This window comes from Halopseudomonas maritima (genome assembly GCF_021545785.1).
Taxonomy (GTDB): domain Bacteria; phylum Pseudomonadota; class Gammaproteobacteria; order Pseudomonadales; family Pseudomonadaceae; genus Halopseudomonas; species Halopseudomonas maritima.
In genome coordinates, this window is sequence record NZ_CP079801.1 from 3,295,473 (window position 1) to 3,320,653 (window position 25,181).

Annotated in this window: 25 protein-coding genes; 22 read left to right on the plus strand and 3 right to left on the minus strand. The window is 61.9% G+C overall.

Annotation, left to right across the window (positions count from 1 at the left end):
- Positions 1–21: 21 nt before the first annotated feature.
- The 10 genes from HV822_RS15315 to HV822_RS15360 all read left to right on the plus strand — a co-directional run bounded on the left by HV822_RS15315 (position 22) and on the right by HV822_RS15360 (position 9,073).
- Positions 22–399 carry a chemotaxis response regulator CheY gene (locus HV822_RS15315; RefSeq protein WP_238871018.1) on the plus strand — a complete coding sequence of 126 codons (378 nt, stop codon included), beginning with the start codon at positions 22–24 and terminating at the stop codon, positions 397–399.
- Positions 400–426: 27 nt separating this feature from the next.
- Entirely contained in the window at positions 427–1,212 is a 786-nt protein-coding gene (locus tag HV822_RS15320) for a protein phosphatase CheZ (RefSeq protein WP_238871019.1), read from the plus strand.
- A 163-nt stretch (positions 1,213–1,375) separates the two neighbouring features.
- The gene (locus HV822_RS15325) at positions 1,376–3,607 is read left to right on the plus strand and encodes a chemotaxis protein CheA (RefSeq protein WP_238871020.1); all 2,232 of its coding nucleotides are present in this window, start codon (positions 1,376–1,378) and stop codon (positions 3,605–3,607) included.
- Positions 3,608–3,683: 76 nt separating this feature from the next.
- Positions 3,684–4,802 carry a protein-glutamate methylesterase/protein-glutamine glutaminase gene (locus tag HV822_RS15330; protein WP_238871021.1) on the plus strand — a complete coding sequence of 373 codons (1,119 nt, stop codon included), beginning with the start codon at positions 3,684–3,686 and terminating at the stop codon, positions 4,800–4,802.
- Positions 4,802–5,542, plus strand: a complete 741-nt coding sequence (locus HV822_RS15335) for a flagellar motor protein (RefSeq protein ID WP_238871022.1) — start codon at positions 4,802–4,804, stop codon at positions 5,540–5,542. Before HV822_RS15330 ends, HV822_RS15335 begins: the two co-directional genes overlap by 1 nt.
- Before the next feature lie 15 nt (positions 5,543–5,557).
- Positions 5,558–6,400, plus strand: coding sequence for a flagellar motor protein MotD (motD, locus tag HV822_RS15340; protein ID WP_238871023.1), 843 nt, complete (start codon positions 5,558–5,560; stop codon positions 6,398–6,400).
- 86 nt (positions 6,401–6,486) lie between these two features.
- A complete protein-coding gene (locus HV822_RS15345; RefSeq protein WP_238871024.1) occupies positions 6,487–7,281 on the plus strand; it encodes a ParA family protein in 795 nt (264 codons plus the stop codon).
- Positions 7,282–7,369: 88 nt separating this feature from the next.
- Positions 7,370–8,107 carry a CheW domain-containing protein gene (locus HV822_RS15350; protein WP_238871025.1) on the plus strand — a complete coding sequence of 246 codons (738 nt, stop codon included), beginning with the start codon at positions 7,370–7,372 and terminating at the stop codon, positions 8,105–8,107.
- Between the two features lie 81 nt (positions 8,108–8,188).
- On the plus strand, positions 8,189–8,668 hold the full coding sequence (locus tag HV822_RS15355; RefSeq protein ID WP_238871026.1) for a chemotaxis protein CheW: 480 nt from the start codon (positions 8,189–8,191) through the stop codon (positions 8,666–8,668).
- A 3-nt stretch (positions 8,669–8,671) separates the two neighbouring features.
- Positions 8,672–9,073, plus strand: coding sequence for a DUF2802 domain-containing protein (locus HV822_RS15360; RefSeq protein WP_238871027.1), 402 nt, complete (start codon positions 8,672–8,674; stop codon positions 9,071–9,073).
- A 10-nt stretch (positions 9,074–9,083) separates the two neighbouring features.
- On the opposite strand, the gene HV822_RS15365 is transcribed toward HV822_RS15360, so the two are convergent.
- Positions 9,084–9,407, minus strand: coding sequence for an EscU/YscU/HrcU family type III secretion system export apparatus switch protein (locus HV822_RS15365; protein ID WP_238871028.1), 324 nt, complete (start codon positions 9,405–9,407; stop codon positions 9,084–9,086).
- The gene (gene fliK / locus HV822_RS15370; protein WP_238871029.1) at positions 9,407–11,152 is read right to left on the minus strand and encodes a flagellar hook-length control protein FliK; all 1,746 of its coding nucleotides are present in this window, start codon (positions 11,150–11,152) and stop codon (positions 9,407–9,409) included. The genes HV822_RS15365 and fliK overlap by 1 nt, the downstream gene beginning before the upstream one ends.
- 171 nt (positions 11,153–11,323) lie before the next feature.
- Here fliK and ccmA point away from each other — a divergent pair, with 171 nt between their 5' ends.
- The 10 genes from ccmA (at position 11,324) to HV822_RS15420 (ending at position 19,046) form a co-directional block, all read left to right on the plus strand.
- Positions 11,324–11,959: a cytochrome c biogenesis heme-transporting ATPase CcmA gene (gene ccmA, locus HV822_RS15375; protein ID WP_238871030.1), complete on the plus strand. Its 636-nt coding sequence runs from the start codon at positions 11,324–11,326 to the stop codon at positions 11,957–11,959.
- Positions 11,959–12,633, plus strand: coding sequence for a heme exporter protein CcmB (ccmB, locus tag HV822_RS15380; protein WP_238871031.1), 675 nt, complete (start codon positions 11,959–11,961; stop codon positions 12,631–12,633). The genes ccmA and ccmB overlap by 1 nt, the downstream gene beginning before the upstream one ends.
- A 20-nt stretch (positions 12,634–12,653) precedes the next feature.
- Entirely contained in the window at positions 12,654–13,397 is a 744-nt protein-coding gene (locus HV822_RS15385) for a heme ABC transporter permease (RefSeq protein ID WP_238871032.1), read from the plus strand.
- Positions 13,394–13,561 (plus strand): heme exporter protein CcmD, encoded by a 168-nt coding sequence (gene ccmD / locus HV822_RS15390; RefSeq protein ID WP_096003667.1) that lies wholly within the window; start codon positions 13,394–13,396, stop codon positions 13,559–13,561. Before HV822_RS15385 ends, ccmD begins: the two co-directional genes overlap by 4 nt.
- On the plus strand, positions 13,561–14,019 hold the full coding sequence (gene ccmE, locus HV822_RS15395) for a cytochrome c maturation protein CcmE (protein ID WP_238871033.1): 459 nt from the start codon (positions 13,561–13,563) through the stop codon (positions 14,017–14,019). Before ccmD ends, ccmE begins: the two co-directional genes overlap by 1 nt.
- A gap of 10 nt (positions 14,020–14,029) precedes the next feature.
- Positions 14,030–16,003 carry a heme lyase CcmF/NrfE family subunit gene (locus tag HV822_RS15400; protein ID WP_238871034.1) on the plus strand — a complete coding sequence of 658 codons (1,974 nt, stop codon included), beginning with the start codon at positions 14,030–14,032 and terminating at the stop codon, positions 16,001–16,003.
- Positions 16,003–16,551 (plus strand): DsbE family thiol:disulfide interchange protein, encoded by a 549-nt coding sequence (locus tag HV822_RS15405; RefSeq protein WP_238871035.1) that lies wholly within the window; start codon positions 16,003–16,005, stop codon positions 16,549–16,551. The genes HV822_RS15400 and HV822_RS15405 overlap by 1 nt, the downstream gene beginning before the upstream one ends.
- Positions 16,548–17,030 carry a cytochrome c-type biogenesis protein gene (locus HV822_RS15410; protein ID WP_238871036.1) on the plus strand — a complete coding sequence of 161 codons (483 nt, stop codon included), beginning with the start codon at positions 16,548–16,550 and terminating at the stop codon, positions 17,028–17,030. The genes HV822_RS15405 and HV822_RS15410 overlap by 4 nt, the downstream gene beginning before the upstream one ends.
- Positions 17,023–18,234: a c-type cytochrome biogenesis protein CcmI gene (gene ccmI, locus HV822_RS15415; RefSeq protein WP_238871037.1), complete on the plus strand. Its 1,212-nt coding sequence runs from the start codon at positions 17,023–17,025 to the stop codon at positions 18,232–18,234. Before HV822_RS15410 ends, ccmI begins: the two co-directional genes overlap by 8 nt.
- 446 nt (positions 18,235–18,680) lie before the next feature.
- Positions 18,681–19,046, plus strand: coding sequence for a SpoIIAA family protein (locus HV822_RS15420; protein ID WP_238871038.1), 366 nt, complete (start codon positions 18,681–18,683; stop codon positions 19,044–19,046).
- Between the two features lie 10 nt (positions 19,047–19,056).
- Here HV822_RS15420 and HV822_RS15425 read toward each other — a convergent pair whose 3' ends face one another.
- The gene (locus tag HV822_RS15425; protein ID WP_238871039.1) at positions 19,057–20,373 is read right to left on the minus strand and encodes an MFS transporter; all 1,317 of its coding nucleotides are present in this window, start codon (positions 20,371–20,373) and stop codon (positions 19,057–19,059) included.
- A gap of 163 nt (positions 20,374–20,536) precedes the next feature.
- Between HV822_RS15425 and smc the strand changes: the two genes are divergently transcribed.
- Together smc and zipA are read left to right on the plus strand one after the other, a co-directional pair.
- Positions 20,537–24,031, plus strand: coding sequence for a chromosome segregation protein SMC (smc, locus tag HV822_RS15430; RefSeq protein ID WP_238871040.1), 3,495 nt, complete (start codon positions 20,537–20,539; stop codon positions 24,029–24,031).
- A gap of 89 nt (positions 24,032–24,120) precedes the next feature.
- Positions 24,121–24,963 carry a cell division protein ZipA gene (gene zipA / locus HV822_RS15435; RefSeq protein ID WP_238871041.1) on the plus strand — a complete coding sequence of 281 codons (843 nt, stop codon included), beginning with the start codon at positions 24,121–24,123 and terminating at the stop codon, positions 24,961–24,963.
- Positions 24,964–25,181: the final 218 nt, after the last annotated feature.

The window sequence follows — 25,181 nt, forward strand, 5'->3', positions numbered from 1 at the left end:
GAGGTCGACTTGGACAAGAATATGAAAATTCTCATCGTTGATGATTTTTCGACGATGAGGCGCATCATCAAGAACCTGTTGCGCGACCTTGGGTTTACCAACACGGCTGAAGCCGACGACGGCAGCACCGCGTTGCCGATGCTGCAGAGCGGCAACTTCGACTTTCTGGTGACCGACTGGAACATGCCCGGTATGAGCGGCATCGATCTGCTGCGCGCGGTGCGCGCTGACGAACGTCTCAAGCACCTGCCTGTGCTGATGGTGACGGCCGAAGCCAAGCGCGACCAGATCATCGAGGCGGCTCAGGCTGGCGTGAACGGCTACGTGGTCAAACCTTTCACTGCGCAAGCGCTGAAAGAAAAGATCGAGAAGATTTTCGAGCGGGTGCAGCCCAAATAACATCCAGCCGGGGTACAGGTTATGGCTTTGAGCAAGGATCCCGGTCAGGCAACTGCCCAGGAATTCGAACATTCACTCAAGGACAACGCGCGCCAGCTGGTGGACCACCTTGAGAGCGGCGATTTTGCCGAGGCGTTGCTGGTTATCCACGCCATCAATCAGGCGCGTGATCGTGGTTTGTATCATGAGGTTGGCCAGCTGACCCGCGCGCTGCACAACGCCATTGTCAATTTTCAGATCGACACCACCCATGCCTTGGGCGGTGACAATGAGTCTTCCAAGATTTCCGATGCCTCCGACCGCCTGGACTATGTTGTCCAACTGACCGACAAGGCAGCCAATCGCACCATGGACCTGGTAGAAACCAGCGCCCCCAAGGTCTCTGAGCTGGGCCAGCAGGCCAGTGCGTTGAAGGCTGACTGGCAGCGCTTGCAGCGGCGTGAAATGGCGGCCGACGAATTTCGCGATCTGTATCGTCGTGTCGGCGAGTTTCTCGATCGCACTGAGAGCGTCAGTAGCGATGTCTCCTCCGATCTGAACGACATTGTCATGGCGCAGGATTACCAGGACCTGACCGGTCAGGTGATCAAGCGCGTTATCACCCTGGTGCATGATGTTGAGCAAAGCCTAGTCAGCCTGGTACGTATGGCCGGTCAGGTGGATCGGATCACTGGCATCAGTCACGTTGATCTTGGCGAGACAAAAAAAACCTCTTCCAGGGGTGAAGGTCCGCAGATTCATGCCGATAAAAGAGAAGACGTTGTTTCCGGCCAGGACGAAGTTGATGACCTCCTGTCCAGTCTGGGTTTCTGACTCCTGCCGCAACCGCCGTATCCTCAGCCGGCGCCGTCCGGCTGGCGGGGGTGAAATCAGGTGCCTGCCGAGCCGCAACGTTCAATAACAACGGTGTGCGTAGCACGCAAGTACGGGTGGCGCCAAACCGTTTACCGATAACACGCCCGAGGGGAGTGGGTGCATGAGTTTCGAAGCGGATGAAGAGATTCTCCAGGACTTTCTGGTCGAGGCCGGGGAGATTCTCGAGCAATTATCCGAACAGTTGGTTGAGCTGGAAAACCGGCCCGACGACATGGATCTGCTCAATGCCATCTTCCGCGGCTTTCACACCGTCAAGGGCGGCGCCGGCTTTCTGCAGCTCGATGCTCTGGTAGCGTGCTGTCACATTGCGGAAAACGTATTCGATATCCTGCGCAAGGGCGAACGCGCCGTTACCTCCGAGCTGATGGATGTGGTGCTACAGGCGCTGGATACCGTCAACAGCATGTTCGATCAGGTTCGTGAACGTCAGGAGCCGACCCCCGCAGATCCTGCCTTGCTTGATGCGCTGTCGCGGTTGGCGCAGCCTGCATCGGCTGACGAAGCGGCTGCTGAGCCCGAGCCTGAAGCTGCAGCAGTCGCATCCGAGGTTGTCGAGGCAGCGGCGGTGGCGACGCCAGCGGCTGCTGATAACGGCGACATCACCGACGACGAGTTTGAGCAGCTGCTAGACGCGCTCCATGGCGATGGCGGCAGCCCCTCTGCGGCGCCGGCGGCAGCCGCAGCGACCGCGGCGACCGCGGGCAGTGATGATATTACCGATGACGAGTTCGAAGCGCTGCTGGATCAGTTGCACGGCAGCGGCAACGCGCCCGCCGCGGTCAGCAGCCCTGCGCCTGCGGAGTCGGCGTCTGACGACATCAGCGACGACGAGTTTGAGGCGCTGCTGGACGAGCTGCATGGCAAGGGCTCGGCGCCCGGCCAGCAGAGCGCGGGTCCTGCTGCTGCGCCAGAGGCGACAGACGCAGATGCATCGGATCACATTACCGATGACGAATTTGAAGCGCTGCTGGATCAGCTGCATGGCAAGGGTAGTGCGCCGGGCGCTGTGGCTGCCGCTGGCACGCCAGCCAAGCCGACGCCAGCTGCGCCACCCGCTGCCAAACCTGAACCCAGCAAACCGGCGCCAACACCTCAATCGATGGCCAAGGCGCCTGCTCCGCCAGCGCCGTCAGCGAGCAAGCCAGCCGCGGAGGCGCCCGCCGCCGATACCACGGTGCGTGTAGATACCGCCCGGCTGGACGAAATCATGAACATGGTTGGCGAGCTGGTGCTGGTGCGTAACCGCCTGGTCCGCCTGGGCGTGGCCAGCGGCGATGAAGAGCTGGGCAAGGCGGTGGCCAATCTGGATGTGGTGACCGCCGACCTGCAGATGTCGGTCATGAAGACCCGCATGCAGCCGATCAAGAAGGTATTCGGCCGCTTCCCCCGGGTGGTACGTGACCTGGCGCGTAACCTGAAGAAAGAAATCAACCTTGAGCTGATCGGTGAAGAGACCGACCTGGACAAAAACCTGGTCGAAGCGCTTGCCGATCCGCTGGTGCACCTGGTGCGTAACTCGGTTGACCACGGCATTGAACTGCCGGCTGAGCGCGAAGCCTCCGGCAAGCCGCGCACCGGTAAGGTCGTGCTGTCGGCCCAGCAAGAAGGTGATCACATCCTGCTGACCATTGTCGATGACGGCAAGGGCATGGACCCTGAGGTGCTGCGCACCAAAGCAGTCGAGAAGGGCATGATGGAGAAGGACGCGGCCGATCGCCTGAGCGACAGCGAGTGCTTCAACCTTATCCTGGCCCCCGGCTTTTCCACCAAGACCGAAATCTCCGACGTGTCGGGCCGTGGTGTGGGCATGGACGTGGTCAAAACCAAGATTTCCCAGCTCAACGGCACCATCAATATCGAGTCGACCAAGGGGCAGGGCTCGCGCATTGCCATCAAGGTCCCGCTGACGCTCGCCATCATGCCGACGCTGATGGTCATGCTGGCCGATCAAGCCTTTGCCCTGCCGTTGGTCAGCGTGAACGAGATCTACAGCCTGGACCTGTCGCGTACCAATGTGGTGGACGGCCAGGAAGTCATCATCGTGCGTGAAAAGGCGCTGCCGCTGTTCTACCTCAAGCACTGGCTGATGCCGGGTGTCGAGGATACCAGCGACCATTCCGCCGCCAGTGTGGTGATCGTGTCGGTCGGCACCCAACGGGTTGGCTTTGTTGTCGACCAGCTGGTTGGTCAGGAAGAGGTGGTGATCAAGCCGCTGGGGCGCATGCTGCAGGGTACCGCTGGCATGGCCGGCGCCACCATCACCGGCGACGGACGCATTGCGCTGATTCTGGATATCCCCAGCCTGCTCAAGCGCTACGCGCGACGCATGTGATAGCCTGAGCTAGGCGCCACAGAGCGGCGCCGTCGATTTTTTTACTTCATGTGCAGGATGCAGTTCGGGAGAGGGTATGGCGGTTAAGGTGCTGGTGGTCGATGATTCGGGTTTCTTTCGCCGCCGGGTGACTGAGATCCTGGCAGGTGACCCGCAGATTCAGGTGGTGGGTACGGCCACCAATGGGCGCGAGGCCATCGAGCAGACTCTGGCGCTGCACCCTGACGTAATCACCATGGATTACGAAATGCCGATCATGGATGGCATCGAAGCCGTCCGCCAGATCATGCAGCGCTGTCCTACACCGGTCATCATGTTCTCCTCCCTGACCTATGAGGGGGCTCGCGTTAGTCTTGATGCACTGGACGCCGGCGCCGCTGACTATCTGCCGAAGAACTTTGAGGATATCTCGCGCAACCCGGATAAGGTGCGTCAATTGCTGTGCGAACGCGTTCAGGCGCTGGCGCGCACCAACCGGCGCTCCCTGGGGCTTGGCAGCAGCGTGCCCGCAGGGCCGCCCGCCAGTAGCCTGAGCGCTCCGGCGCGCAGCATCGGCGGCCATGCAACAGCCGCAGCGCCGCGCCCTGCTGCGGCTCCTACCACGCCAGCGAAAACCAGCCCGGCGCCGCGTAAGCGCAGCTACAAGCTGGTAGCCATTGGTACCTCAACCGGCGGCCCGGTGGCGTTGCAGAAAGTTCTCACCCAGTTGCCAGCGAACTTCCCGGCACCCTTGTTGCTGGTTCAGCACATGCCGGCTGCTTTCACCAAGGCGTTTGCCGAGCGCCTGGACAAACTCTGCCGGATTTCTGTCAAGGAGGCCGAAGACGGTGACACCCTGCGTCCTGGTCGTGCCTTGCTGGCGCCCGGCGGCAAGCAGATGATGGTGGATTCACGCGGTGTGGTGCGCATCTTGCCGGGCGATGAGCGCCTAAACTACAAGCCCTGCGTGGATGTGACCTTTGGCTCGGCCGCCAAGGCCTTCCAGGACAAGGTGCTGGCAATTGTGCTGACTGGTATGGGGGCTGATGGCCGGGAAGGGGCACGGCTGCTCAAGCAGTCCGGCAGCGCAGTCTGGGCGCAGGACGAGGCCAGTTGCGTAATCTACGGTATGCCGATGGCAGTGGCCAAGGCCAATCTGGCCGACGGCATCTACCCGCTGGATGATATCGGCCGTTACCTGGCAGAGATCGGCTGATGGATATCCTCAGCATCATCGGTGTCATTCTGGCGTTTGTCGCCATTATTGGAGGCAATTACCTGGAGGGCGGCCATGCAAGCGCCCTGCTGAATGGGCCGGCGGCGCTGATTGTCATTGGCGGTACGCTGGGGGCGGCCTTCATCCAGACCCCGCTGACAGTGTTCAAGCGCGCGCTGGTGATCTTTCGCTGGATTATCTTTCCGCCGCCCAATCGCATGCGCGAAGGCATTGGCCAGATCATCAACTGGAGCACCATCGCAAGGAAAGAAGGGTTGCTTGGGCTGGAATCGCTGGCTGAACTGGAGCCCGATGCCTTTGCCCGCAAGGGGTTGCAGCTATTGGTCGATGGCAGTGAGCCGGAGGCGCTACGCAGCATTCTTGAGGTCGACCTGGTCAACCGCGAGCACGGCGACCTGATGGCGGCAAAAGTCTACGAAAGCATGGGCGGCTACTCGCCGACCATTGGCATCATCGGCGCTGTGATGGGGCTGATCCATGTGATGGGTAACCTGGCGGACCCGTCACGGCTGGGGGCTGGGATTGCGGTGGCCTTTGTCGCGACCATCTATGGTGTAGCGCTGGCCAACCTGCTGCTGCTGCCGGTTGCGGCCAAGCTCAAGTCGGTAGTGCTGCAGCAATCCAAGTATCGCGAAATGCTGCTGGAGGGGCTGCTGTCCATCGCTGAAGGTGAAAATCCACGTTCGATTGAAATGAAGCTCGAAGGCTTCCTCGACTGAGCCGGGGCCGCCAACATGCGCCGCAATCGACAGCAAGAGCACGAAAATCACGAACGTTGGCTGGTGTCCTACGCTGACTTCATAACCCTGCTGTTCGCTTTTTTTGTGGTCATGTACTCCATCTCCTCGGTTAATGAAGGCAAGTACAAGGTGTTGTCGGACACCCTGGAAGGCGCCTTTAATCAGCCCCAGCGCTCGATGGACCCCATACAAATTGGCGATCAGCTGCCGCGTGGCATAGCGCAAGCGAACACCGACGCTAGTGGGGCCGGTACGCCGGATGCCAGTAGCCAGGCGCTGCAGGACATCACCAGCGCCATGCAGGCCGCGTTTGGTGAGTTGATTGAGGCTGGTGAGCTGGAGGTTCGCGGCAATGAGATGTGGGTTGAAATCGAGCTGAGTTCGGGGCTGCTGTTTCCCAGCGGCGACGCGCTACCGCTGGACGCGGCTTTTGATCTGGTCGAACGCATCGCTGGCATTCTCAAGCCCTACGATAACCCCGTGCACGTCGAGGGTTTCACCGACAATATCCCGATTCGTTCAGGGCGTTACCCTACCAATTGGGAGCTGTCGGCGGCGCGCGCTGCCACGGTAGTGCGCATGCTAGGCAACGGGGGGGTGAACCCTGACCGCCTTGCTGCCGTGGGCTATGGTGAATTCAGGCCAGTGGCTGATAACAGCACTGAAGCCGGTCGACGAGCGAACCGCCGGGTTGTGCTGCTGGTTTCGCGTTACCTTGATCGTCGTCATGAGCCCTTTAGCGGTCCGGGCGAAGGGGTGGATGGCATGCGCGAGGCGCGGTTGCCTGCTGCGCAGGAGGCTTCTGGCACGGGTTCTGCATCGAATCAGCTTCGCTAGGCGCAAAGTGATTGGTCTGTCAAAATGTTGTCGTATGTTCACGTAGTCGGGATGCTCGCCACAGGTAGCGCCCGCGGAGGAAAGGTATGAGAGTCTGGGCTGTCGCCAATCAAAAGGGTGGGGTGGGTAAGACCACGTCGGCCGTGGCGTTGGCCGGCTTGTTGGCGGACCAGGGCCAGCAGGTTCTGGTGGTGGATCTTGACCCGCATGGCTCGATGACCAGTTATTTCGGTCACGACCCGGACCAGCTCACCAGCAGTGTCTTCAATCTGTTCCAGCACAATGGACAGGTGCCCGACGGTCTGGCCGCCGCACTGCTCAAGGACACTTCCCACCCGAATATCCGTCTGATGCCCTCAAGCACCTCGCTGGCTACGCTGGAGCGTCAGTCCGCGGCCCAGGGTGGCTATGGTCTGGTTATCTCTCGGGCGTTGGCACAGCTGTGGAATGACTACCAGTTTGTGATCATCGACAGTCCGCCGCTGCTGGGTGTCTCGATGATCAACGCACTCGCCGCGTGCGAGCAGTTGATCATCCCGGTGCAGACCGAGTTTCTGGCACTCAAGGGTCTGGAGCGAATGGTGCACACCTTGAATATGGTCAACCGCTCGCGCAAGCAGGCGCTGCCCTTTACCATCGTGCCGACACTGTTTGACCGCCGCACCCAGGCCTCGCTCAATACCTTACGGCTGCTGCGTCGTGACTATGCCGAGCATCTGTGGCAAGCCTATATTCCGATCGATACCAAGCTGCGTGATGCCAGTCTGGCAGGTGTAGTGCCATCGCAACTGGATGGTAATGCCCGTGGCGTCCTGGCCTATCGTGCGCTGCTGCGTTACCTTCTCGCGCAGTCCCTGAGCCGTGGTGAGCAGGTTGCCTGATACGGTGAGCAACGCGGCTAATGCTTTTGTCCAGCAGGCCGATAAAGAACCAAGGCCGTACGCGGCGTAGTGAGCTGATTTCCCGGTTATGAACAAGCCCCAGTTACCCGTCCAGCAATACGTCCCCGAACAGACCATCCAGCATTACCTGGATGCGCTGCTGCAGGATGCGGCCGAGGAGCTGGCGCGTGCGGAAGAGGTGGTGCCGGCTGCGCCGCCGGTGGCAGAAGAGCCGCCCCGTGAGGCGGTTGTCCACCGGTTGGAACGCTCAGTTGAAGTGGTGCCCGAGCGCGAGCCTGAGGTCGAGCCCGCACCCAGTGCGCCGCCGCCTGCCCCTGCGACTGCGGCATGGCGAGATGAGCCATTTGAGGCGCTGTTGTTTGATGTGGGCGGCCTAAAGCTGGCGGTGCCGCTGGTGCTGCTCGGCACTATTTATCCGCTGGAAGGGGAGATTACCCCGCTGTTCGGTCAGCCGGATTGGTTTTTGGGCATCCTGGCCACGCCAGCGGGTAACCTCAAGGTGCTGGATACCGCGCGCTGGGTTATGCCCGAGCGCTACAGTTCGGACCTCAAAGACAGTCTGAGCTTTGTTATTTCAGTTGAAGGCTTCGATTGGGGGATGGCGGTACACGGCGTGCAGCAGTCCATCCGCCTCAGCCCCGATCAGGTTAAATGGCGCTCCCAGCAGGGCAAGCGTCCGTGGCTGGCGGGTACGGTAATCGAACACATGTGCGCGCTGCTGGATGTCTCGGCATTGGCCGAGCTGATTATCGGCAATACCGGGCGTGGCGCCGCTGGTAATGCCGTAGCGCCAGCATTAGGATAAAAATACTTGGCGGGCACCTGCTGCCGTGCTGCCACACCGGTCAGATGATCGGTGGATACCAACGATGATCGGGAAAAGACAATGAAAAACGATTCGGGACAAGGTGCTGAAGATCCGATCCTGCAATGGGTGACCTTCCGGCTGGATAACGAGACCTACGGCATCAACGTGATGCAGGTGCAGGAAGTGCTGCGACACACCGAGATTGCACCAGTGCCGGGTGCGCCGGCTTATGTGCTGGGTATCATCAACCTGCGTGGTAACGTGGTCACCGTGATCGACACGCGTCAGCGCTTTGGCCTGAGCCCTGCGCCGATCACAGACAACACCCGTATCGTGATTATCGAGGCAGACAAGCAGGTGGTTGGCATTCTGGTCGACTCGGTGGCAGAAGTGGTTTACCTGCGTCAGTCCGAGATCGAGACCGCGCCTAACGTCGGCACTGATGAGTCGGCCAAGTTTATTCAGGGCGTGTGCAACAAGAACAACGAACTGCTGATTCTGGTCGATCTGGAAAAGATGATGACCGAAGACGAGTGGGCCGAGCTGTCAGGGTTCTGATTGATGAATGAACCCTGGTTGCTGTTGGTACTCGGTGGGCTGCTGGGCATTTTGCTGGCAGCCCTGGCAGTGCTGTTCATGCAGATACGCCGCGTGCCGGTTGATCAGCAGCAACTGGAGGCGCGGCTGCAGGCTCGGATAGAGCAGTTGTCGCGCGAGCTGGCGACCTTCCAGCAGGGTAATATCCGCATGGGTGAAGAGCTCACCGCGCTTGGTCAGCACATCAAGCGTCTGGAAGACAAACAGCTCAAGCTGGAGCAGCACGATCCGCAGTCCCTTCCTTACAATCAGGCCGCCCGGCTGGTTGGGATGGGCGCCAGTATTGAAGATCTGACCCAGTCCTGTGGTCTATCCAAGGCCGAAGCTGAATTATTCGTCAAGTTGCACGCCTCCCGCCAGGCTTGACCTGCGGGCCTTACTCCCTTTTCTTGCTCTCTAGCCGTAACGGCTTTTCTTTGCCGCCATCAGGGTCAAAGCCTTTCGGTCGCCTGCCCTTGATATACCAGGCAAAGCCTATGATCTCGGCGATAGTGCGATACAGCGCCTCTGGAATCTGATCACCCAGCTCCATGCGCGCGAGCATGCGCGCAAGGTCTGCATTCTCGTAAATCGGTACCTCATACTGCATCGCCAACTGAACGATCTGTTCGGCCAGATCACCTTCGCCTTTGGCGGTGATGGTGGGCGCCTGCTCGCCGCCGTCGTAGACCAGGGCGATGGCTTCGCGTGCATCGCTCATCAGGTTACCTCATCGATCCAGGTCTGCTGTACAGCCTGCCGTGGAGCAGGCGGTGTGCCGCAGTGACAGCTGATCTCGCCAACATCCAGCCCCTTGGCAAGCAGGCGATCTCGTAGGGTGTCCAGTTCGCTGTGCAGTAAGGCAAGTGTCGACTGTTGTTCAGCCCAGAGTTCGCTGCTGATGCGGTCGTCACGTAATCTGGCGATGGCCTGCAGGTTGCCCAGGTGGTCCAGGTTGAAGGCCAGACGAACCTCCCAGACCGGCACGGGGTCGGGGTGCTCGCGGTCCGGTGCGGGGCTGTCGCGTTGAATGCGCATCTGTACGTGATTGAACTGCTGGCCGTCGCGCAACGGAATTTCCAGCTGCCAGGTGGTCTGGGTGCTGCCGTCTGAAAATACTTGGGTCTGGCCCATGCTCTGCAGCTGATGATGCTGAATGCGTGACAGCAGGGCGGCGGTAAGGCGTAACAGACTGCCCAGGTCGCCGCTTTCACCTAGCGCCTGCAAGGCCCGGCTGGGCAGGGGAAACAGGCCGGGTTTGCCTGCGCTTTGCTGTTGCGCGGCCTGCACCGCCTGCTGCCATGGGCCGGGTGGCAGGCCGGCGGTTTGCAGGCTGCCGGGCGGCATTTGCTGTTGAAGGGTGACCAGCAAACCCAGTAATGCGCCCTTCAGGTCTGCGCCGGCCAGGGGTTCTGCAGCTCCGGGGCTGGCCAGGCTGGCCAGCAGGGGCAGGAGCTTGTCGAGTGCGGGCAGCGGATTGGCCGGTCGGCTGGCTGGCTCGGTGGTAGCCGTCGTGGCGGCGGTAACCGAGTCAGCTGTTGCGGTTGGCGAGCCGGCAGCTGCCTGGCGGCCGAGGATGTTGGCCAGTTGCGCCAGGTTGCTTTCCAGAAAGGCGCCGCTCTGGGCGACTGCGTTGGCCACGCCGCTGGCGGTAGTCAGCTGTGGCGCGCTGACGATCTGATTCAACACGTTCTGGATCGCCTGATGCAACTGCGGTACCGCTGGCAGTGGTTGCGGGTTGCTCACCAGTGTCTGCAGTCGTGCCAGCAGTGGCTCGGCTGAGCCCTGGCGCTGTAGTGCCTCACGCAGCCCCTGTAGCAAGTCGGCCTGACGTAGCTGTTCGCCGGCACTTTGCACCCTCAATTCGCCTTGATTGCCGACCGTTGCATTGAGTAGGGTGCCGGGCGCGACCGGGCGGCTACTGGTCAGTTGCAGCAGGGTTTGTGAAGGGCTCTGCTGCACCAGTTCGGCAACCAGTTGATAGCGGGCGATCTTGCCGTCTGACGCAGGTAGTGGCTGTTGTTCCACGACGCGTGCCTGCAATTGGCTGCCGGGGGGGAATTGCTGCGGGTCCAAGCGCGTCAGGGGTGGGCCGGCCGGGTTGGTGGCGCTTGGTTGCAGCGCGGCCATCAGCTGGTTTTGCGCGACGGCCTGAATCAGTAGCTGGCTGCCGCTGGGCAGCGGTTGTGGGCTGCTGGTCGGCAGGGTGGTGGTAGCGGGGGCAGTACCAAGGTGCTGTTTCGAAATGCGCAGCAGCAGTTCAAACTGGCCATTGGCGTTGGGGCGCTCGCTGCTCTGAATGACTTCGGCACGCGCCTGTTCGCCGCCAAGCAGGGCTAATGCGTCAATTGGCCGCAATAGTTGCAGGGCAACTACCAACGCGTCGGCACTGCGCTCCTGCGCTGCGCTGGCGGGCGCTGCGGGCTGGGTGAGGCTGGTTGGCGGCAAGCGAATATCGGGGCTCATGTTGTCACATGTTGACGTAAATCGAGGTCCCTGGCCAAGGGGCTGCATGTATAATGGCGCCGCTGAAATAATAGCGCTCGGCGAAGTCTGTTGGCCTGACAGAGTATAGCGGCAGCCAGCGCGAGAACATGAACGGGGCGGCGACTCGACAGGGTGGCCTACGGAGTACAGGTGGCGGCTGAGCAGATCGACATCATCGACCTGGCCTGCGAGCGGGACGAGCGCGAGCTGTTCCGGGGGCTGAGTTGCCGTCTGCAATCTGGCGAGGTGCTGCAGGTTGCTGGCCCTAACGGTGCCGGTAAAACCAGTCTGCTGCGGATTCTGGCCGGCCTGATGCCCGCCGCCGAGGGTGATATCCACTATGCGGGCCAGTCGATTCTGAGTGGCGCTGGCCGAGAGCATTGGCGCCGCAGCCTGTTGTTTCTGGGCCATGCAACCGCGATCAAGGCCACGTTGAGCGCTGAGGAAAATCTCGCCTGGCTCTGTGCGCTGGATCAACCCGTAGCCCGTGAGGCGATCTGGGAGGCCCTGGCAGCCGTCGGGCTGCGTGGTTACGAAGACGTGCCCTGCCGCCAGATGTCGGCAGGTCAGCAGCGCCGGGTGGCGCTGGCGCGACTGCGTTTGCAGCACAAGCCGGTTTGGGTACTGGATGAGCCCTTTACCGCCCTTGACCAGGCCGCCGTGCGGGCACTGGAACAGCAAATTCTGGCCTTTGCTGATGCCGGCGGCACCGTTGTCCTGACCACGCACCACAGCCTGGATCACCTGAGCCAGGTGCGGCAGCTGCAACTGGGGCAGGTGGCCTGATGCGCTCAGTGATCTGGCAACTGTTACAACGCGAATGGCAGCTCAGCTGGCGCCGACCGGGCGACGTGCTTAACCCGCTGGTGTTCTTTGCCATGGTGATTACCCTGTTTCCGCTGGCAGTCGGCCCGGAGCCGCAGATGCTGCAGCGCATGGCCTCCGGCGTGATCTGGGTTGCGGCGTTGCTGGCCACGCTGCTGTCACTGGACGGCCTGTTTCGCAGTGATTTCGAGGATGGATCCCTGGAACAGTGGGTGCTGTCACCGCACCCGCTGACCTTGCTGGTGCTGGTCAAGGTGCTGCACCACTGGCTGATGTGCGGCGTGCTGCTGGTGTTGCTGACGCCCTTGCTGGGCACGATGCTGGCGCTGCCCTGGTCGGTTATTCCGGTGCTCTGTGTCACCCTGTTGCTGGGCACCGCGGTACTGAGTTTGCTGGGGGCGATTGGCGCAGCGCTGACGGTCGGCCTCAAGGGTGGCGGCAGCATGTTGCTGGCGCTGCTGATTCTGCCACTGTATATCCCGGTGCTGATTCTCGGCACCGGCACTATGGATGCGGCGCTGCAGGGCTTGCCCGTGCAGGGCTACCTGCTCTGGATGAGCTGCCTGGCGGTGCTGGCGTTGAGTTTGTCTCCGCTGGCCATCGCAGCAGGTTTGCGTATCGGGGTTAGCGAATAACATGCGGAGTTGAACGGCCAATGAGCTGGACTTTTTTCCATAAGCTGGGTTCGCCCAAATGGTTTTACGAGATCAGCAGCAAGCTGCTGCCGTGGGTCGCGGTGTTCAGCCTGCTGATGCTCGCGGTTGGCCTGGTCTGGGGCCTGGTCTTTGCGCCAGAGGATTATCAGCAGGGCAACAGCTTTCGCATTATCTATATCCACGTACCGGCGGCCATTCTGGCCCAGTCCTGCTACATGATGCTGGCGGTGGCCGGCGTGGTCGGGCTGGTCTGGCGCATGAAGCTGGCTGACGTGGCGCTGCAATGCGCCGCCCCCATCGGCGCCTGGATGACCCTGGTTGCGCTGTTTACCGGCTCGATCTGGGGCAAGCCGACCTGGGGCACCTACTGGGAGTGGGATGCCCGTCTGACCTCCATGCTGATCCTGCTGTTTCTGTACTTTGGCATCATGGCGCTGCGCATGGCGATCAGCAATCGTGACACCGCAGCCAAGGCCACGGCGGTGATGGCGATTGTCGGTGTGATCAACATTCCGATCATCAAATACTCGGTGGACTGGTGGAATACCCTGCACCAGCCGGCCACCTTCACCATTACCGAGAAGCCGGCCATGCCGCCGGAAATGTGGATGCCGCTGCTGGTGATGGTGCTGGCCTTTTATGGTCTGTTTACCCTGAACCTGTTGATGCGCATGCGCCTTGAAGTGCTGCGCCGTGAACACAAGACCCGCTGGGCGCGGGCCGCTCTGGAGAGCAATACATGAGCAACCTGGCCGAGTTTTTTGCCATGGGTGGCCATGGCCCCTATGTCTGGACCGCTTACGGATTGACGGGCGCGGTTCTGATTCTGTTGTTCCTCACCCCGATACTTGGACGTCGTCGGCTGGTGCAGGCTGAAGCACGCCGTCGTCGGCGAGAGGAAACCTGATGCATCCCGCACGAAAAAAACGCCTGATCCTGATTCTGCTGGTGTTGCTGGGCGTAGGCGCTGCCGTGGCGCTGGCCCTTAGCGCATTACGCGAAAACATCAATCTGTTCTACACCCCCACCCAGATCGCCAACGGCGAGGTCCCCGAAGGGGCGCGTATCCGCGCCGGCGGCATGGTGGTTGATGGCAGCGTCAAGCGCGCCAGCGATAGCCTGGATGTACGTTTCGACGTATCCGATGGCGCCGAGGCGGTCACCATCGCCTACAGCGGCATCCTGCCGGACCTGTTCCGCGAAGGGCAGGGCATTGTCGCCCTCGGCCGAGTGAACGCCGATGGTGTGCTGGTAGCCGATGAAGTACTGGCCAAGCACGATGAGGAATACATGCCGCCCGAAGTGGCCAAGGCCATGAGCGATGCGATGCAGAACAAGGCAGCGCAGCCGGTAACAGCCGAATAAGGGGTAACAGATGATTCCCGAGCTTGGGCAGATTGCCCTGATCATTGCACTGTGCCTGGCGGTGCTGCAGGCCAGCGTGCCGCTCTATGGCGCCTGGCGTGGTGACGCCTTGGCGATGAACGTGGCTCAGCCGGCAGCAGCGGCGCAGTGCCTGTTTGTTGCCTTTGCCTTTGCCTGCCTGGTGCAGGCCTTTGTGGTCGACGACTTCAGCGTCACCTATGTTGCGCTCAACTCCAACTCGGCATTGCCCTGGTATTACAAGGTCAGCGCGGTGTGGGGTGGTCACGAAGGTTCATTGCTGCTGTGGGCCTTGATCCTGGCTGGCTGGACCTTCGCAGTGGCAATTTTCTCCCGTGACCTGCCGGAAGAAATGCTCGCGCGCGTGTTGTCGGTGATGGGCATGATCAGCGTCGGCTTCTTGTGTTTCATGCTGATGACCTCCAACCCGTTTGATCGGCAGCTGCCGTTCCATCCGGTTGACGGCAATGACCTGAATCCGCTGCTGCAGGACTTTGGCCTGATTGTGCACCCGCCGATGCTCTACATGGGCTACGTCGGCTTCTCCGTAGCCTTTGCCTTTGCCATCGCTGCGCTGCTGGGCGGCCGCCTGGATGCCGCTTGGGCGCGCTGGTCGCGGCCTTGGACCATCGTGGCCTGGGCATTCCTCACCATCGGTATCGTGCTGGGCTCCTGGTGGGCCTATTACGAACTGGGCTGGGGGGGCTGGTGGTTCTGGGACCCGGTCGAGAATGCCTCCTTTATGCCCTGGCTGGTCGGTACGGCGCTGATTCACTCGCTGGCGGTGACCGAAAAGCGCGGTGTGTTCAAGAGCTGGACGGTATTGCTGGCTATCGCGGCTTTCTCGCTCAGCCTGCTGGGTACTTTCCTGGTGCGCTCTGGCGTGCTCACCTCGGTACACGCTTTTGCCAGCGACCCTGATCGCGGCGTGTTTATCCTCGGCTTCTTGCTGGTAGTGGTCGGCGGTTCGCTGCTGCTTTATGCCCTGCGTGCTCCGGTGGTCAAAAGCCAGATCGGCTTTGCCTGGAGCTCGCGTGAAGCGCTGCTGCTGGTCAACAACGTGGTGCTGGTGGTGGCTGCGCTGATGGTGCTGCTGGGCACCCTGTATCCGCTGATTATGTCGGCGTTCGACACCCTGGTGTCGGTGGGCCCGCCGTACTTCAACGGCATGTTCCTGCCGCTGATGGCGATTCTGATGGCCGCGCTGGGCGTGGGTATTCTCAGCCGCTGGAAGCAAACGCCGGTTGATTGGCTGGTGGGGCAGCTCAAGTGGGTGCTGGTGCTTGCGGCCGTGGGCGCGGTGGTGATCGCGGTCTGGCTGGGTGCCCACCAACTGGCCATCGGCAGTCTGCTGCTGCTGGTGTTCTGGGTATGCGGTGCTTCGCTGCGCGATGTGCTGCACAAAACGCGCAACAAGGGTCTTGTAGCCGGCGTGCGTGCGTTGCCGCGCAGCTACTGGGGCATGACGCTGGCGCACATCGGCATTGCTGTCTGCGCCGTGGGTGTTGTCGGCGCTAGCCTGTTCGACAATCAGCGTGATCTGCGCATGGCGCCCGGCGATGCGCTGGAGCTGGGCGGCTACACCTTTATCTTTGATGGTGTGCGCCATCGCGAAGGCCCCAACTGGATTTCTGACCAAGGGGCTGTCAGCGTGTATTCCGGTGACAAGCTGATTACCACCCTGCACCCCGAGAAGCGCTTGTATCGCGTCAAGAACCAGGTGATGACCGAGGCAGGTATTGATGCCGGCTTTACCCGTGACCTTTTTGTCGCCATGGGCGAGCCGCTGGAAGGCGATGCCTGGGCAATGCGGCTGCACATCAAGCCCTTCGTGCGCTGGGTCTGGCTGGGCGGCCTGATGATGATGGCTGGTGGCCTGTTGGCGGCCAGTGACAAACGCTACCGGTTGAAGGCGCGACAGCGCGTCAACAAACCGGCCGAACCGCTGACCGGGGAGACCGCCTGATGCGTCGTGCCTTGTTGATTCTGCCGCTGCTGATCTTTCTGGTGCTGGCCGGCTTCTTTCTCTCCAGCCTGATGAGCAAGGAGGCGGGGGTGACCGAGCTGGAGCTGCCGTCGCCGCTGCTGGACAAGCCGTTCCCGAGCTTTGAGCTGCCGTCTGTGCTGGATGAACAGACGCGCATCACCCAGGCCGATCTCAAGGGCCCGGCGCTGGTCAACATCTGGGCGACCTGGTGCGTGGCCTGTCGGGTCGAGCATCCGGTGCTCAACCGTCTGGCTGCTGAAGGTGTGGTGATCTACGGGGTCAACTACAAGGACAACAGCGCCGATGCGATCAAATGGCTGAAGGACTTTCATAACCCCTATCAGCTGAACATCAGCGATGTTGACGGCCGTCTGGGCCTGGATCTGGGCGTCTACGGTGCGCCGGAAACCTACCTGATCGATGCCCAGGGGCATATCCGCTACAAGTTTATCGGCGTGATTGATGACCGCGTGTGGGATACCAACCTGGCCGCGCGTTATCAGGCGCTGATCGAGGAGGCCCAATGATCCGACCACTGAACTGGCTGGCCCTGGGCCTGCTGCTGATAATCGGCAGCGTCAGTGCGGCGGTAGACACCTTCGAGTTCAGCTCTGAGCAGGAGCGCGACCGCTTCTACGCCATTGGCGCCGAGTTGCGCTGTCCCAAGTGTCAGAACCAGAACATCGCCGATTCTGACGCACCCATCGCCTCAGACCTGCGCAAGGAAGTCTATCGGCTGCTGGAAGACGGCCAGAGCGATGAGGAAATTGTGGATTACATGGTCGCTCGTTACGGCGAATTTGTACGCTATAAGCCTGCGCTGAACCGCGAGACGCTAGTGCTCTGGTTTGGCCCGCTGTTTTTCCTGCTCGCTGGCGTGCTGGCCATTGTAGTGATGGTGCGTCGTCGCCAGAAGGTCGCCGCCTCTGCGCCGGCTGCCGAGCTGTCGCCGCAAGAGCAGCAGCGCCTGGACGACCTGTTGAACAAGAAGAGCCAAGATGACTGATTTGTGGTTTGCGGCCGCCGGCCTGGTGCTGGTGGCCATTGTAATGGTGCTGTGGCCGCTCTGGCGCCGTCGTCAAAGCGAGCGGGTAGACCGTACCGCGCTCAACGTTGCGCTCTATGAAGAGCGGGTTGCTGAACTGGAAGCCCAGCAGCGTGCAGGTGATCTGAGCGAGGCCCAGCTGGCTGCCGCCAAGGGTGAAGCCAGCCGGCTGCTGCTTGAAGACACCGCCGCCGCCGACGCCCGTCAGGCGCCGCTGACTCGCCAACTGACCTGGGTGCTGATCATTGGCGCCGTTGCGCTGCCATTGGCCGTGCTGGGGCTCTATCGTCAATGGGGCGCTGCCGACGGGCTGGCGCTGTATCGCGAGATGCAGGCGACACCGCAGGTGGATACCCTTGAAGCGCTGATCGACCGTACCCAGCGGGTGGTCGAGGTGCAGCCGGAAAACGGCGAAGCCTGGTACATGCTGGGCCGTGCCTACATGAGCGCGCAGAACCCGGAGAAGGCCGCAGATGCTTTTGGCAATGCACTGGTGCGCCTGGGTGAGCAGCCCGAGGTACTGGCGCAGCTGGCGCAGGCACGCTATTTCGCCAATGGCAATCAGCTGGATGCTGAGACCGCCCGGGCTCTGGACAAGGCCATCGAGCTGGACCCACAACAACCTACCGCTCTGGGCCTGCTGGGTATCGCGGCCTTTGAGGCCGGTGACTTTGCCGGTTCGATCCGCTACTGGCAGTCGCTGATGCAGGGCATGGACCCGGAAAGCCCCGGTGCCCTGGCGATTCAAAGCGGCATAGAGCGCGCACGCCAGCGTATGGTCGATGCCGGCCAGACGCCGCCACCGGCAGCCGAGTCTGCCACCGGCCCGACCATCAGCCTGCGCGTCAGCGTAGCGCCTGAGTTGCTGGCCGAACTGCCGGCTGACGCCAGTGTGTTTGTCTTTGCCCGCGACCCCAACGGCCCGCCGATGCCGCTGATCGCCAAGCGCCTGAACCTCTCGCAACTGCCGCTGGAGATTACCCTCAGCGCCGCTGATGCGATGTTGCCGGGTGTTACTCTCGATGAGGACACTGCGCTGCAGCTGGTTGCCCGCGTCTCGCCCACGGGCGACGCACGTGAAGGGACGCATCTGGGGCAGCTGGATGAAGTTCGTGCTGGGCAGGATGAGACGTTGGAGCTGGTGATCGACCGCGCGATTAACTGAGGGCTTTGTTGGCTCGCAAAATAGGATTCATTGGCAGGGTAACAAACACGGCTTTTCGGCTTTTTGTTGCGCTTTTGTGGAGTCCGCCTTTCGCCTTTTCCGGCGAGCCAAGGGGGGCTGCTTGCCCAGCCCCCCTTAGCGATCCCCCGGGGCACCCGACTACGCGGCCCTTCGGGTTCGCTGCGTTGCTCGGGCTAACGGGGAGTCATAAAACTCGTCGCTTCGCTCCTCAGACATCCTATGACTCTTTTTCCCGTCAGCCCTGCGCTACTCGCCCGCGTAAACGGGACGAAACCCGGTGCACACTTGGCCATTGGGTGCTGGTTGGTCAGGCGTATTTTTGGCGTCGGGTAGTGTTGGAGCGGCTGAACTAGAAGCGTGGCTGCAGGGTCCATTCTGTAACAGGACTTTTACAGCGCCTGTAGGGCAGGCGGGAGGGGTGCGCTATGTTGACCCATATTCCCTTTGGTAACAGCAAGGTGCTGGGCTTTCGTATTGAGGGCAAGATCAGCGCCGAGATGCTCGATGAGATGCTTGAGCTGATCGAGGCCAAACTACGCGAGCACGCCAAGGTGCGGTTGTATGTGGAGATGCCGGCCTTTGGCGGCATGGCTGCCGAGGCGCTGTACAAGGATCTGAAGTACGGCATCAGTCACTGGAACCGTTTTGAACGTGAAGCGGTGGTGACGGATCAGGGCTGGCTGGAAAAGCTGGCCGGGCTAGCCGGCCGCCTGGTATCAGGTGTCGAAGTACGGGTTTTCCCCACCGCCGAGAAAGACGCCGCGCGGGACTGGATTCAGGCGCTGGAGTGAGGCGAGCGGCTCAGTCTTGCTGCACCTCGGGCAGGCTGACTGCCAGCAGTGCGCCGGCCAGCCCCACGCCGGACAGCAACAGCAGCATGCCGGCGGCGCCAATCAGCGAGCTGAGCAGGCCGAACAGGCCGGTCGCCAGCAGAATCAGGCCAATGGCGCTGTTGCTGACCGCAACATAGTCGGTGCGCTTGTTACCGCCGGCCATGTCCAGCACGTAGGTCTTGCGGCCCACGCGTACGCCGGCATGGGCAATCCCCAATACGAAGAAGGCCACCGGGAACAGCCATGCATGCAGGTTGTCGAGCAGTGGCGCCCAGCGGTCAATGGCGATGACCACCGGCCCCAGCAGGCTGGCCAGAAGCGCAGCGCGGATTAGTACCTGACGGCTGGAGGCATCCGACATGCGGCCCCAAACGCCCGCACTCAGGCTGCTGGCTAGCCCGTTGGCGACCAGAAAGGCACCGAGCATGCCAAAGCTGGTTTCCACTTCCTGGGCCATGACCACGTAGTAGGGCGCCGACAGCGCTGAACACAGCAGCAATGCGCGCGTTACCACAAAACGGCGAAACGGCGCGTCGTCGCGCAGCAGGCTGATACGGCCAAGGGCGTGGCTCAAGGCGTTGCCGCCGCCCTCGGTGGCGCCGGGTGCCTCGTCAATGCCGCGATATACCAGCGCTGCCGCTACCCAGAGCAGCGCCGCGCCGATCAGTAGCGCGGCGTAGAACAGCATGTCGTCGTCGCTGGGTGGGTAGATCAGGCAGTACACACCAAAGGCCAGTGCCAGCCAGCCCGATAGGCTGGTCGCTAACCCGTTGAGCCGGCCGCGTCGGGTTTTGGGCACGGTCTTGCCGATCACATCCTTGCTCGCCACCGAGCACAGCCCGCGCGCCAGACTGAAGATAATCAGACAAACAATGATCAGCGCGCCGGCCAGCGTGCCTTCAAAGCTCCAGGCCACAGCGCCCATGGCCAGCAGGGCGGCGGCCTGCAACAGGCTGCCGACAATCCACACGCCGCGTCGGTAGGGCATACGGCGAATCCAGGCGGCGATCAGTAGCTGCGGCAACATGGAGCCGGATTCGCGAATCGGCACCAGCCAGGCAATCAGCGCCACCGGTGCGCCGACCACGCCCATCAACCAGGCCAGGGTGGTTTTCGGGTTGGTCAGGGTATCGCCCAGGCTGGTCAGCGTATTGGCCAGCACCTGACGGAAGAAGTTCTGGGGTACCTCCGAGCAGGCGGCGTCGGGAATGTCCTTGCAGACGCGCGCGTCCTCTTCGTTCATCAGCTTGCTGTAAAGGTCGTCTAGGCGTGGTGTCTGGGGCATGGTCTGGTTTCCTGCTGAACCTGTGCTGCGGCGCTGGCAAGTGTGCCGCAAGCCAGGGTCACAGGCCAGTGTTGCAGGTATTTGCCTGCAACCCTTCTCATACGGGCACCGTCCGGGTAACAATGCGGGTTTGGCCCAAGGCACTAAGGACAACGCCCCTTTCATGCGACTCAAATGCATCAAGCTGGCCGGCTTCAAATCCTTTGTGGACCCGACTACCGTCTATTTCCCTACCAACATGGGCGCGGTGGTGGGGCCGAACGGCTGTGGCAAGTCCAATATCATCGATGCGGTGCGCTGGGTCATGGGCGAAAGCTCGGCCAAGAACCTGCGCGGCGAGTCGATGACCGACGTTATCTTCAACGGCTCCAACTCGCGTAAACCGGTAGGGCAGGCATCCATCGAGCTGGTGTTCGACAACAGCGATGGCACCCTGCAAGGCGAATACGCCGGCTACAACGAGATTTCCATTCGTCGCAAGGTGACCCGCGAAGCGCAGAATCAGTACTTCCTCAATGGCACCAAGTGCCGTCGCCGTGACATTACCGACATTTTTATGGGCACCGGCCTTGGCCCGCGCAGCTACTCGATCATCGAGCAGGGCATGATTTCCCGGCTGATCGAAGCAAAGCCCGAAGAGCTGCGTCTGTTTATTGAAGAAGCCGCCGGGATCTCCCGTTACAAGGACCGGCGCCGCGAAACCGAAAACCGTATTCGTCGCACCCAGGAAAACCTGTCCCGCCTGACTGATCTGCGTGAAGAGCTGGAGCGTCAGTTGGCGCACCTGCATCGTCAGGCCCAGGCGGCGGAGAAGTACAAGGAGTTCAAGGCCGAGGAGCGTCAGCTCAAGGCCCAGTTGCAGGCGCTGCGCTGGCAGAACCTGAACGAGCAGGCCGGCCAGCGTGAACACCGGGTGCGCGACCTTGAAGTGGCGCTGGAGGCGTTGATTGCCGAGCAGCGCAACGCCGACAGCGAGATCGAAAAACAGCGCGACCAGCACAGCGACCTTACCGAGTCCTTTAACCGGGTCCAGGCGCAGTACTACAGTCTGGGCGCGGATATTAGCCGTATCGAGCAGATTCTGCAGTTCAACCGTGACCGCCAGCGGCAACTGCACAGCGACATTGAAGAGACCGAGCTGGCCTGGCAAGAAGCGCAGAGCCACCTGACTCAGGATGAGGCGCTGCTGGCCGACCTGCAGGCCGAACTGGACGGCATCGAGCCAGAGCTGGAGATGGCGGGCGCCGCCGAAGAAGACACCGGCATGGTGCTGCAGAGCGCTGAAGATGCCATGCAGAACTGGCAGGGCGCCTGGGACCAGTTCAACCAACGCGCCGCCGAGCCGCGCCAGCAGGCCGAGGTAGAGCAGTCGCGTATCCGTCATATGGAGCAATCGGTCGAGCGTCTGGGTGAGCGCATTCAGCGGCTTGAGGACGAGCGAGCGGGCCTGAGTGTCGGCAGCCTTGATGACGAACTGGCCGAGCTGTCTGAGCAACTGGCTGAACTGGAGCTACGCAGCGAAGGCGAGCAAGTGCAGCTGGCGGAGGTGGGCGAGCGCCTGCAACAGGATCGCGACACCCTCTCAGCCTTGCAGCAGGAGCAGGATATTCGCCGTGGCGAACTGCAGCGCGGCAGTGGTCGGCTGGCTTCGCTCGAAGCCTTACAGCAGGCGGCGTTGGCCCAGGGTAGCGATGTTGGCGACTGGCTCAGCGCTCAGGGCCTCCAGAGCCGTGGGCTGCTGGCCGAGCAACTGCAGGTTGAAGCGGGCTGGGAGGCTGCCGTTGAGGCGGTCCTGGCCGATGACCTGCGGGCCATCGCGCTGGATGACCTGAGTAGCCTGGACGCCACCCTGGCCGAGTTTGAGCAGGGCAGTCTGCGCCTGCTGCAGCGCGGCGCGCCCGGGCAAGCCAGCCCAGGCAGTCTGCTGGACAAGGTGGATAGCCCGCTCGACCTGCGCCCCTGGCTGGCCGCCATTCGCCCCGTCGACTCGGTCGCCGAGGCGCTGGCGTCGCGCGATAGTCTGGCCCCCCACGAATCGCTGATCACCCGCGAAGGCCATTGGATTGGCCCCAACTGGTTGCGTTTTCGCCGTGGCGAGGCGAGTGAAGGCGGGGTGCTCGCCCGGCAGCAGGAAATGGAGCAGCTGCAGGCCAGCCTGGACGAGCAGCAGGGCGCACTGGATAGCGGGCAGGAACGTATCGATCAGCTGCGCGAGGGCATTCGCGCGCTGGAGCTGCAGCGTGACGGCTTGCAGCAGACACTGGCTGCCAGCGGCCGCCAGCAGGGCGAGATCAAGGCCCAGTGGTCTGCGCGCCAGGTGCGGCTGGAACAAATCAACGCGCGTCGTCAGCGCATTGGCGAGGACCTGGAAGAGCTCAAGCGTCAGCGCGGTGAAGAGCTGGAGCAGATTGGCGAGGCACGTCTGACCCTGCAGGACGCGTTGGACAGCATGGCGGCGGATACCGGTCAGCGTGAAGAGCTGCTGCGCCAGCGAGATCTGGCCCGCGAAACCCTGGATTTGGCCCGCCAGCAGGCCCGTCAGCACAAGGACCGCGCTCACCAGCTGGCCTTGCGCGCTCAGTCACTTAGCGCCCAGCTGAAAAGCACCCGGCAGGGGCTGGAGCGTCAGCAGAGCCAGGCTGAACGGCTGTCCGAGCGCCGTGAGCAGCTGCGCATGACCCTGGAAGAAAGCCAGGCGCCGGAAGACGATCAACGCATCGAGTTGGAGAGCCTGCTGGAGCAGCGCGTGGAGGTGGAACAGTCGCTCGGCGCCGCACGCCAGGCACTGGAAGGCGTGGATCAGCAGATGCGCGCGCAGGAGACCCGACGCGTGCAGGCCGAGCAGCAAGCGCAGGTGCTGCGTACCCAGCTTGACGAGCAGCGTCTCAACGCCCGTGACCTGCAAACCCGCCGTCAGGGCCTGCAGGAGCAACTGGCCGAGGCCGGTTACGACCTGCGCGGCGTACTCGCTACCTTGCCGCAGGAAGCCAGCGAGAGCGACTGGGAACAGCAACTGGCGCAGCTGGATGCGCGTATCCAGCGCCTCGGCGCGATCAACCTGGCGGCCATTGAGGAGTACGAGCAGCAATCGGAGCGCAAGCGCTACCTGGATGCGCAGAACAGTGACCTGGAAGAGGCGCTGGGTACCCTGGAACAGGTGATCCGCAAGATCGACCGCGAAACCCGCGCACGCTTCAAGGAGACCTTCGACAAGGTCAACCACGGCCTGCAGTCGCTGTTCCCGAAAGTCTTTGGCGGTGGTCATGCCTATCTGGAGTTGACCGGGGATGACCTGCTCGACACCGGTGTAGCCATCATGGCGCGTCCGCCCGGCAAGAAGAACAGCACCATTCACCTGCTGTCCGGCGGTGAGAAAGCGCTGACGGCCATTGCCCTGGTGTTTTCGATCTTCCAGCTCAATCCGGCGCCATTCTGCATGCTGGACGAGGTGGATGCGCCGCTGGATGACGCCAACGTGGGGCGTTATGCCCGTATGGTGAAAGAAATGTCGGCGCGGGTGCAGTTTATTTATATCACCCACAACAAGATCGCCATGGAAATGGCCGATCAGTTGCTGGGTGTGACCATGCATGAACCTGGCTGTTCGAGGCTGGTCACAGTAGATGTAGAAGAGGCCGCTGCGTTGGCGGCAGTGTAAGTTTCCCAATGGCCGTGCTAGCATCCGGCCAGACGAGAGGCGGGTTGCCAGCCGCCCGAACAGCTTAGTGATAACAGGAACGGGTATTCATGGATTTCGGTTTGCGTGAGTGGCTTTTCATCTTCGGCCTGCTGGTAATAGCTGGCATCTTGTTTGATGGCTGGCGGCGCATGGGCGGTCGATCAAAGATTCGCTTCAAACTCGAACGCAATCTCTCCGATCTGCCCGAAGAGGGCGGCAACGATGAGTTGCTTGGACCGCCGCGTGTGGTCAATCGCCCTGAGCGGGCAGAACCGTCCTTTGGTGGCGACACGCCGGACGCCTTGCCCGGTGATGACAGCAGTCAATGGCACGAACCGGAGCAGGTTGGCCTGGACCTGGACGAGCCACCGGTACTGGTGGACCCGGTCGCTGCCGAGCCGCGCAGCAAAAAGGCTGCGGCCGACAAGCTCGCACGTAAAACCGACGCCGAGCCCAAACCTGAGCAGCAGTCGCTGCCGGTTGAGCTGGTGCTGGTGATCAACGTGGTCTCGCGTGACGAGCAGGGCTTTTCCGGCTCTGCGCTGCATCAGAGCATTCTCGAAAGTGGCCTGCGCTTTGGCGACATGAATATTTTCCACCGCCATGAAAGCATGAGCGGCAACGGCGATGTGCTGTTCTCCATGGCCAACGCACTCAAGCCGGGTGTTTTTGATCTGGACGAGCTGGATCAAAGCCACGTACGTGCGGTTAGCTTCTTCATGGGCCTGCCCGGCCCGCGCCACCCCAAACAGGCGCTGGACCTGATGATCGCCGCCGCCCGCAAACTCTCACACGAGCTGGGTGGTGACCTGAAAGACGAACAACGCAGCGTCCTCACCGCCCAGACCATCGAGCATTACCGTCAGCGTATTGCTGAGTACGAGCGGCTGAACTATAGCCAGCGGCGATGAGCGCAGCGTACTCCCGGGGCTGTCTTGTGGGGGGGCGCTACTAGTGCTCTAGCTATAGCACCGGGGTGGCTGAAGGCTGAAGGCGGGAGGCTTGAAGGTGCAGGCCTGCCTATACGGCCACCCTCGGAGCTTGGACGGTGATCAATTTTGCAGAGCTTTGACTTCCAGCCTCTAGCCTTTAGCCTCCAGCCATTACTCGTATTCTTGCGCTAACCCTG

Excerpts from the sequence above, each read along its gene's own strand:
- HV822_RS15385 (WP_238871032.1), top strand. The coding sequence starts at position 12,654 with ATGAGCTGGACTTTTTTCCATAAGCTGGGTTCGCCCAAATGGTTTTAC.
- HV822_RS15325 (WP_238871020.1), top strand. The coding sequence starts at position 1,376 with ATGAGTTTCGAAGCGGATGAAGAGATTCTCCAGGACTTTCTGGTCGAG.
- ccmE (WP_238871033.1), top strand. The coding sequence starts at position 13,561 with ATGCATCCCGCACGAAAAAAACGCCTGATCCTGATTCTGCTGGTGTTG.
- motD (WP_238871023.1), top strand. The coding sequence starts at position 5,558 with ATGCGCCGCAATCGACAGCAAGAGCACGAAAATCACGAACGTTGGCTG.
- zipA (WP_238871041.1), top strand. The coding sequence starts at position 24,121 with ATGGATTTCGGTTTGCGTGAGTGGCTTTTCATCTTCGGCCTGCTGGTA.
- HV822_RS15420 (WP_238871038.1), top strand. The coding sequence starts at position 18,681 with ATGTTGACCCATATTCCCTTTGGTAACAGCAAGGTGCTGGGCTTTCGT.
- HV822_RS15345 (WP_238871024.1), top strand. The coding sequence starts at position 6,487 with ATGAGAGTCTGGGCTGTCGCCAATCAAAAGGGTGGGGTGGGTAAGACC.
- ccmI (WP_238871037.1), top strand. The coding sequence starts at position 17,023 with ATGACTGATTTGTGGTTTGCGGCCGCCGGCCTGGTGCTGGTGGCCATT.
- HV822_RS15360 (WP_238871027.1), top strand. The coding sequence starts at position 8,672 with ATGAATGAACCCTGGTTGCTGTTGGTACTCGGTGGGCTGCTGGGCATT.
- HV822_RS15315 (WP_238871018.1), top strand. The coding sequence starts at position 22 with ATGAAAATTCTCATCGTTGATGATTTTTCGACGATGAGGCGCATCATC.
- HV822_RS15350 (WP_238871025.1), top strand. The coding sequence starts at position 7,370 with ATGAACAAGCCCCAGTTACCCGTCCAGCAATACGTCCCCGAACAGACC.
- HV822_RS15335 (WP_238871022.1), top strand. The coding sequence starts at position 4,802 with ATGGATATCCTCAGCATCATCGGTGTCATTCTGGCGTTTGTCGCCATT.
- ccmB (WP_238871031.1), top strand. The coding sequence starts at position 11,959 with ATGCGCTCAGTGATCTGGCAACTGTTACAACGCGAATGGCAGCTCAGC.
- fliK (WP_238871029.1), bottom strand. The coding sequence starts at position 11,152 with ATGAGCCCCGATATTCGCTTGCCGCCAACCAGCCTCACCCAGCCCGCA.
- smc (WP_238871040.1), top strand. The coding sequence starts at position 20,537 with ATGCGACTCAAATGCATCAAGCTGGCCGGCTTCAAATCCTTTGTGGAC.
- HV822_RS15330 (WP_238871021.1), top strand. The coding sequence starts at position 3,684 with ATGGCGGTTAAGGTGCTGGTGGTCGATGATTCGGGTTTCTTTCGCCGC.
- HV822_RS15425 (WP_238871039.1), bottom strand. The coding sequence starts at position 20,373 with ATGCCCCAGACACCACGCCTAGACGACCTTTACAGCAAGCTGATGAAC.
- ccmD (WP_096003667.1), top strand. The coding sequence starts at position 13,394 with ATGAGCAACCTGGCCGAGTTTTTTGCCATGGGTGGCCATGGCCCCTAT.
- HV822_RS15410 (WP_238871036.1), top strand. The coding sequence starts at position 16,548 with ATGATCCGACCACTGAACTGGCTGGCCCTGGGCCTGCTGCTGATAATC.
- HV822_RS15400 (WP_238871034.1), top strand. The coding sequence starts at position 14,030 with ATGATTCCCGAGCTTGGGCAGATTGCCCTGATCATTGCACTGTGCCTG.
- HV822_RS15355 (WP_238871026.1), top strand. The coding sequence starts at position 8,189 with ATGAAAAACGATTCGGGACAAGGTGCTGAAGATCCGATCCTGCAATGG.
- HV822_RS15365 (WP_238871028.1), bottom strand. The coding sequence starts at position 9,407 with ATGAGCGATGCACGCGAAGCCATCGCCCTGGTCTACGACGGCGGCGAG.
- HV822_RS15405 (WP_238871035.1), top strand. The coding sequence starts at position 16,003 with ATGCGTCGTGCCTTGTTGATTCTGCCGCTGCTGATCTTTCTGGTGCTG.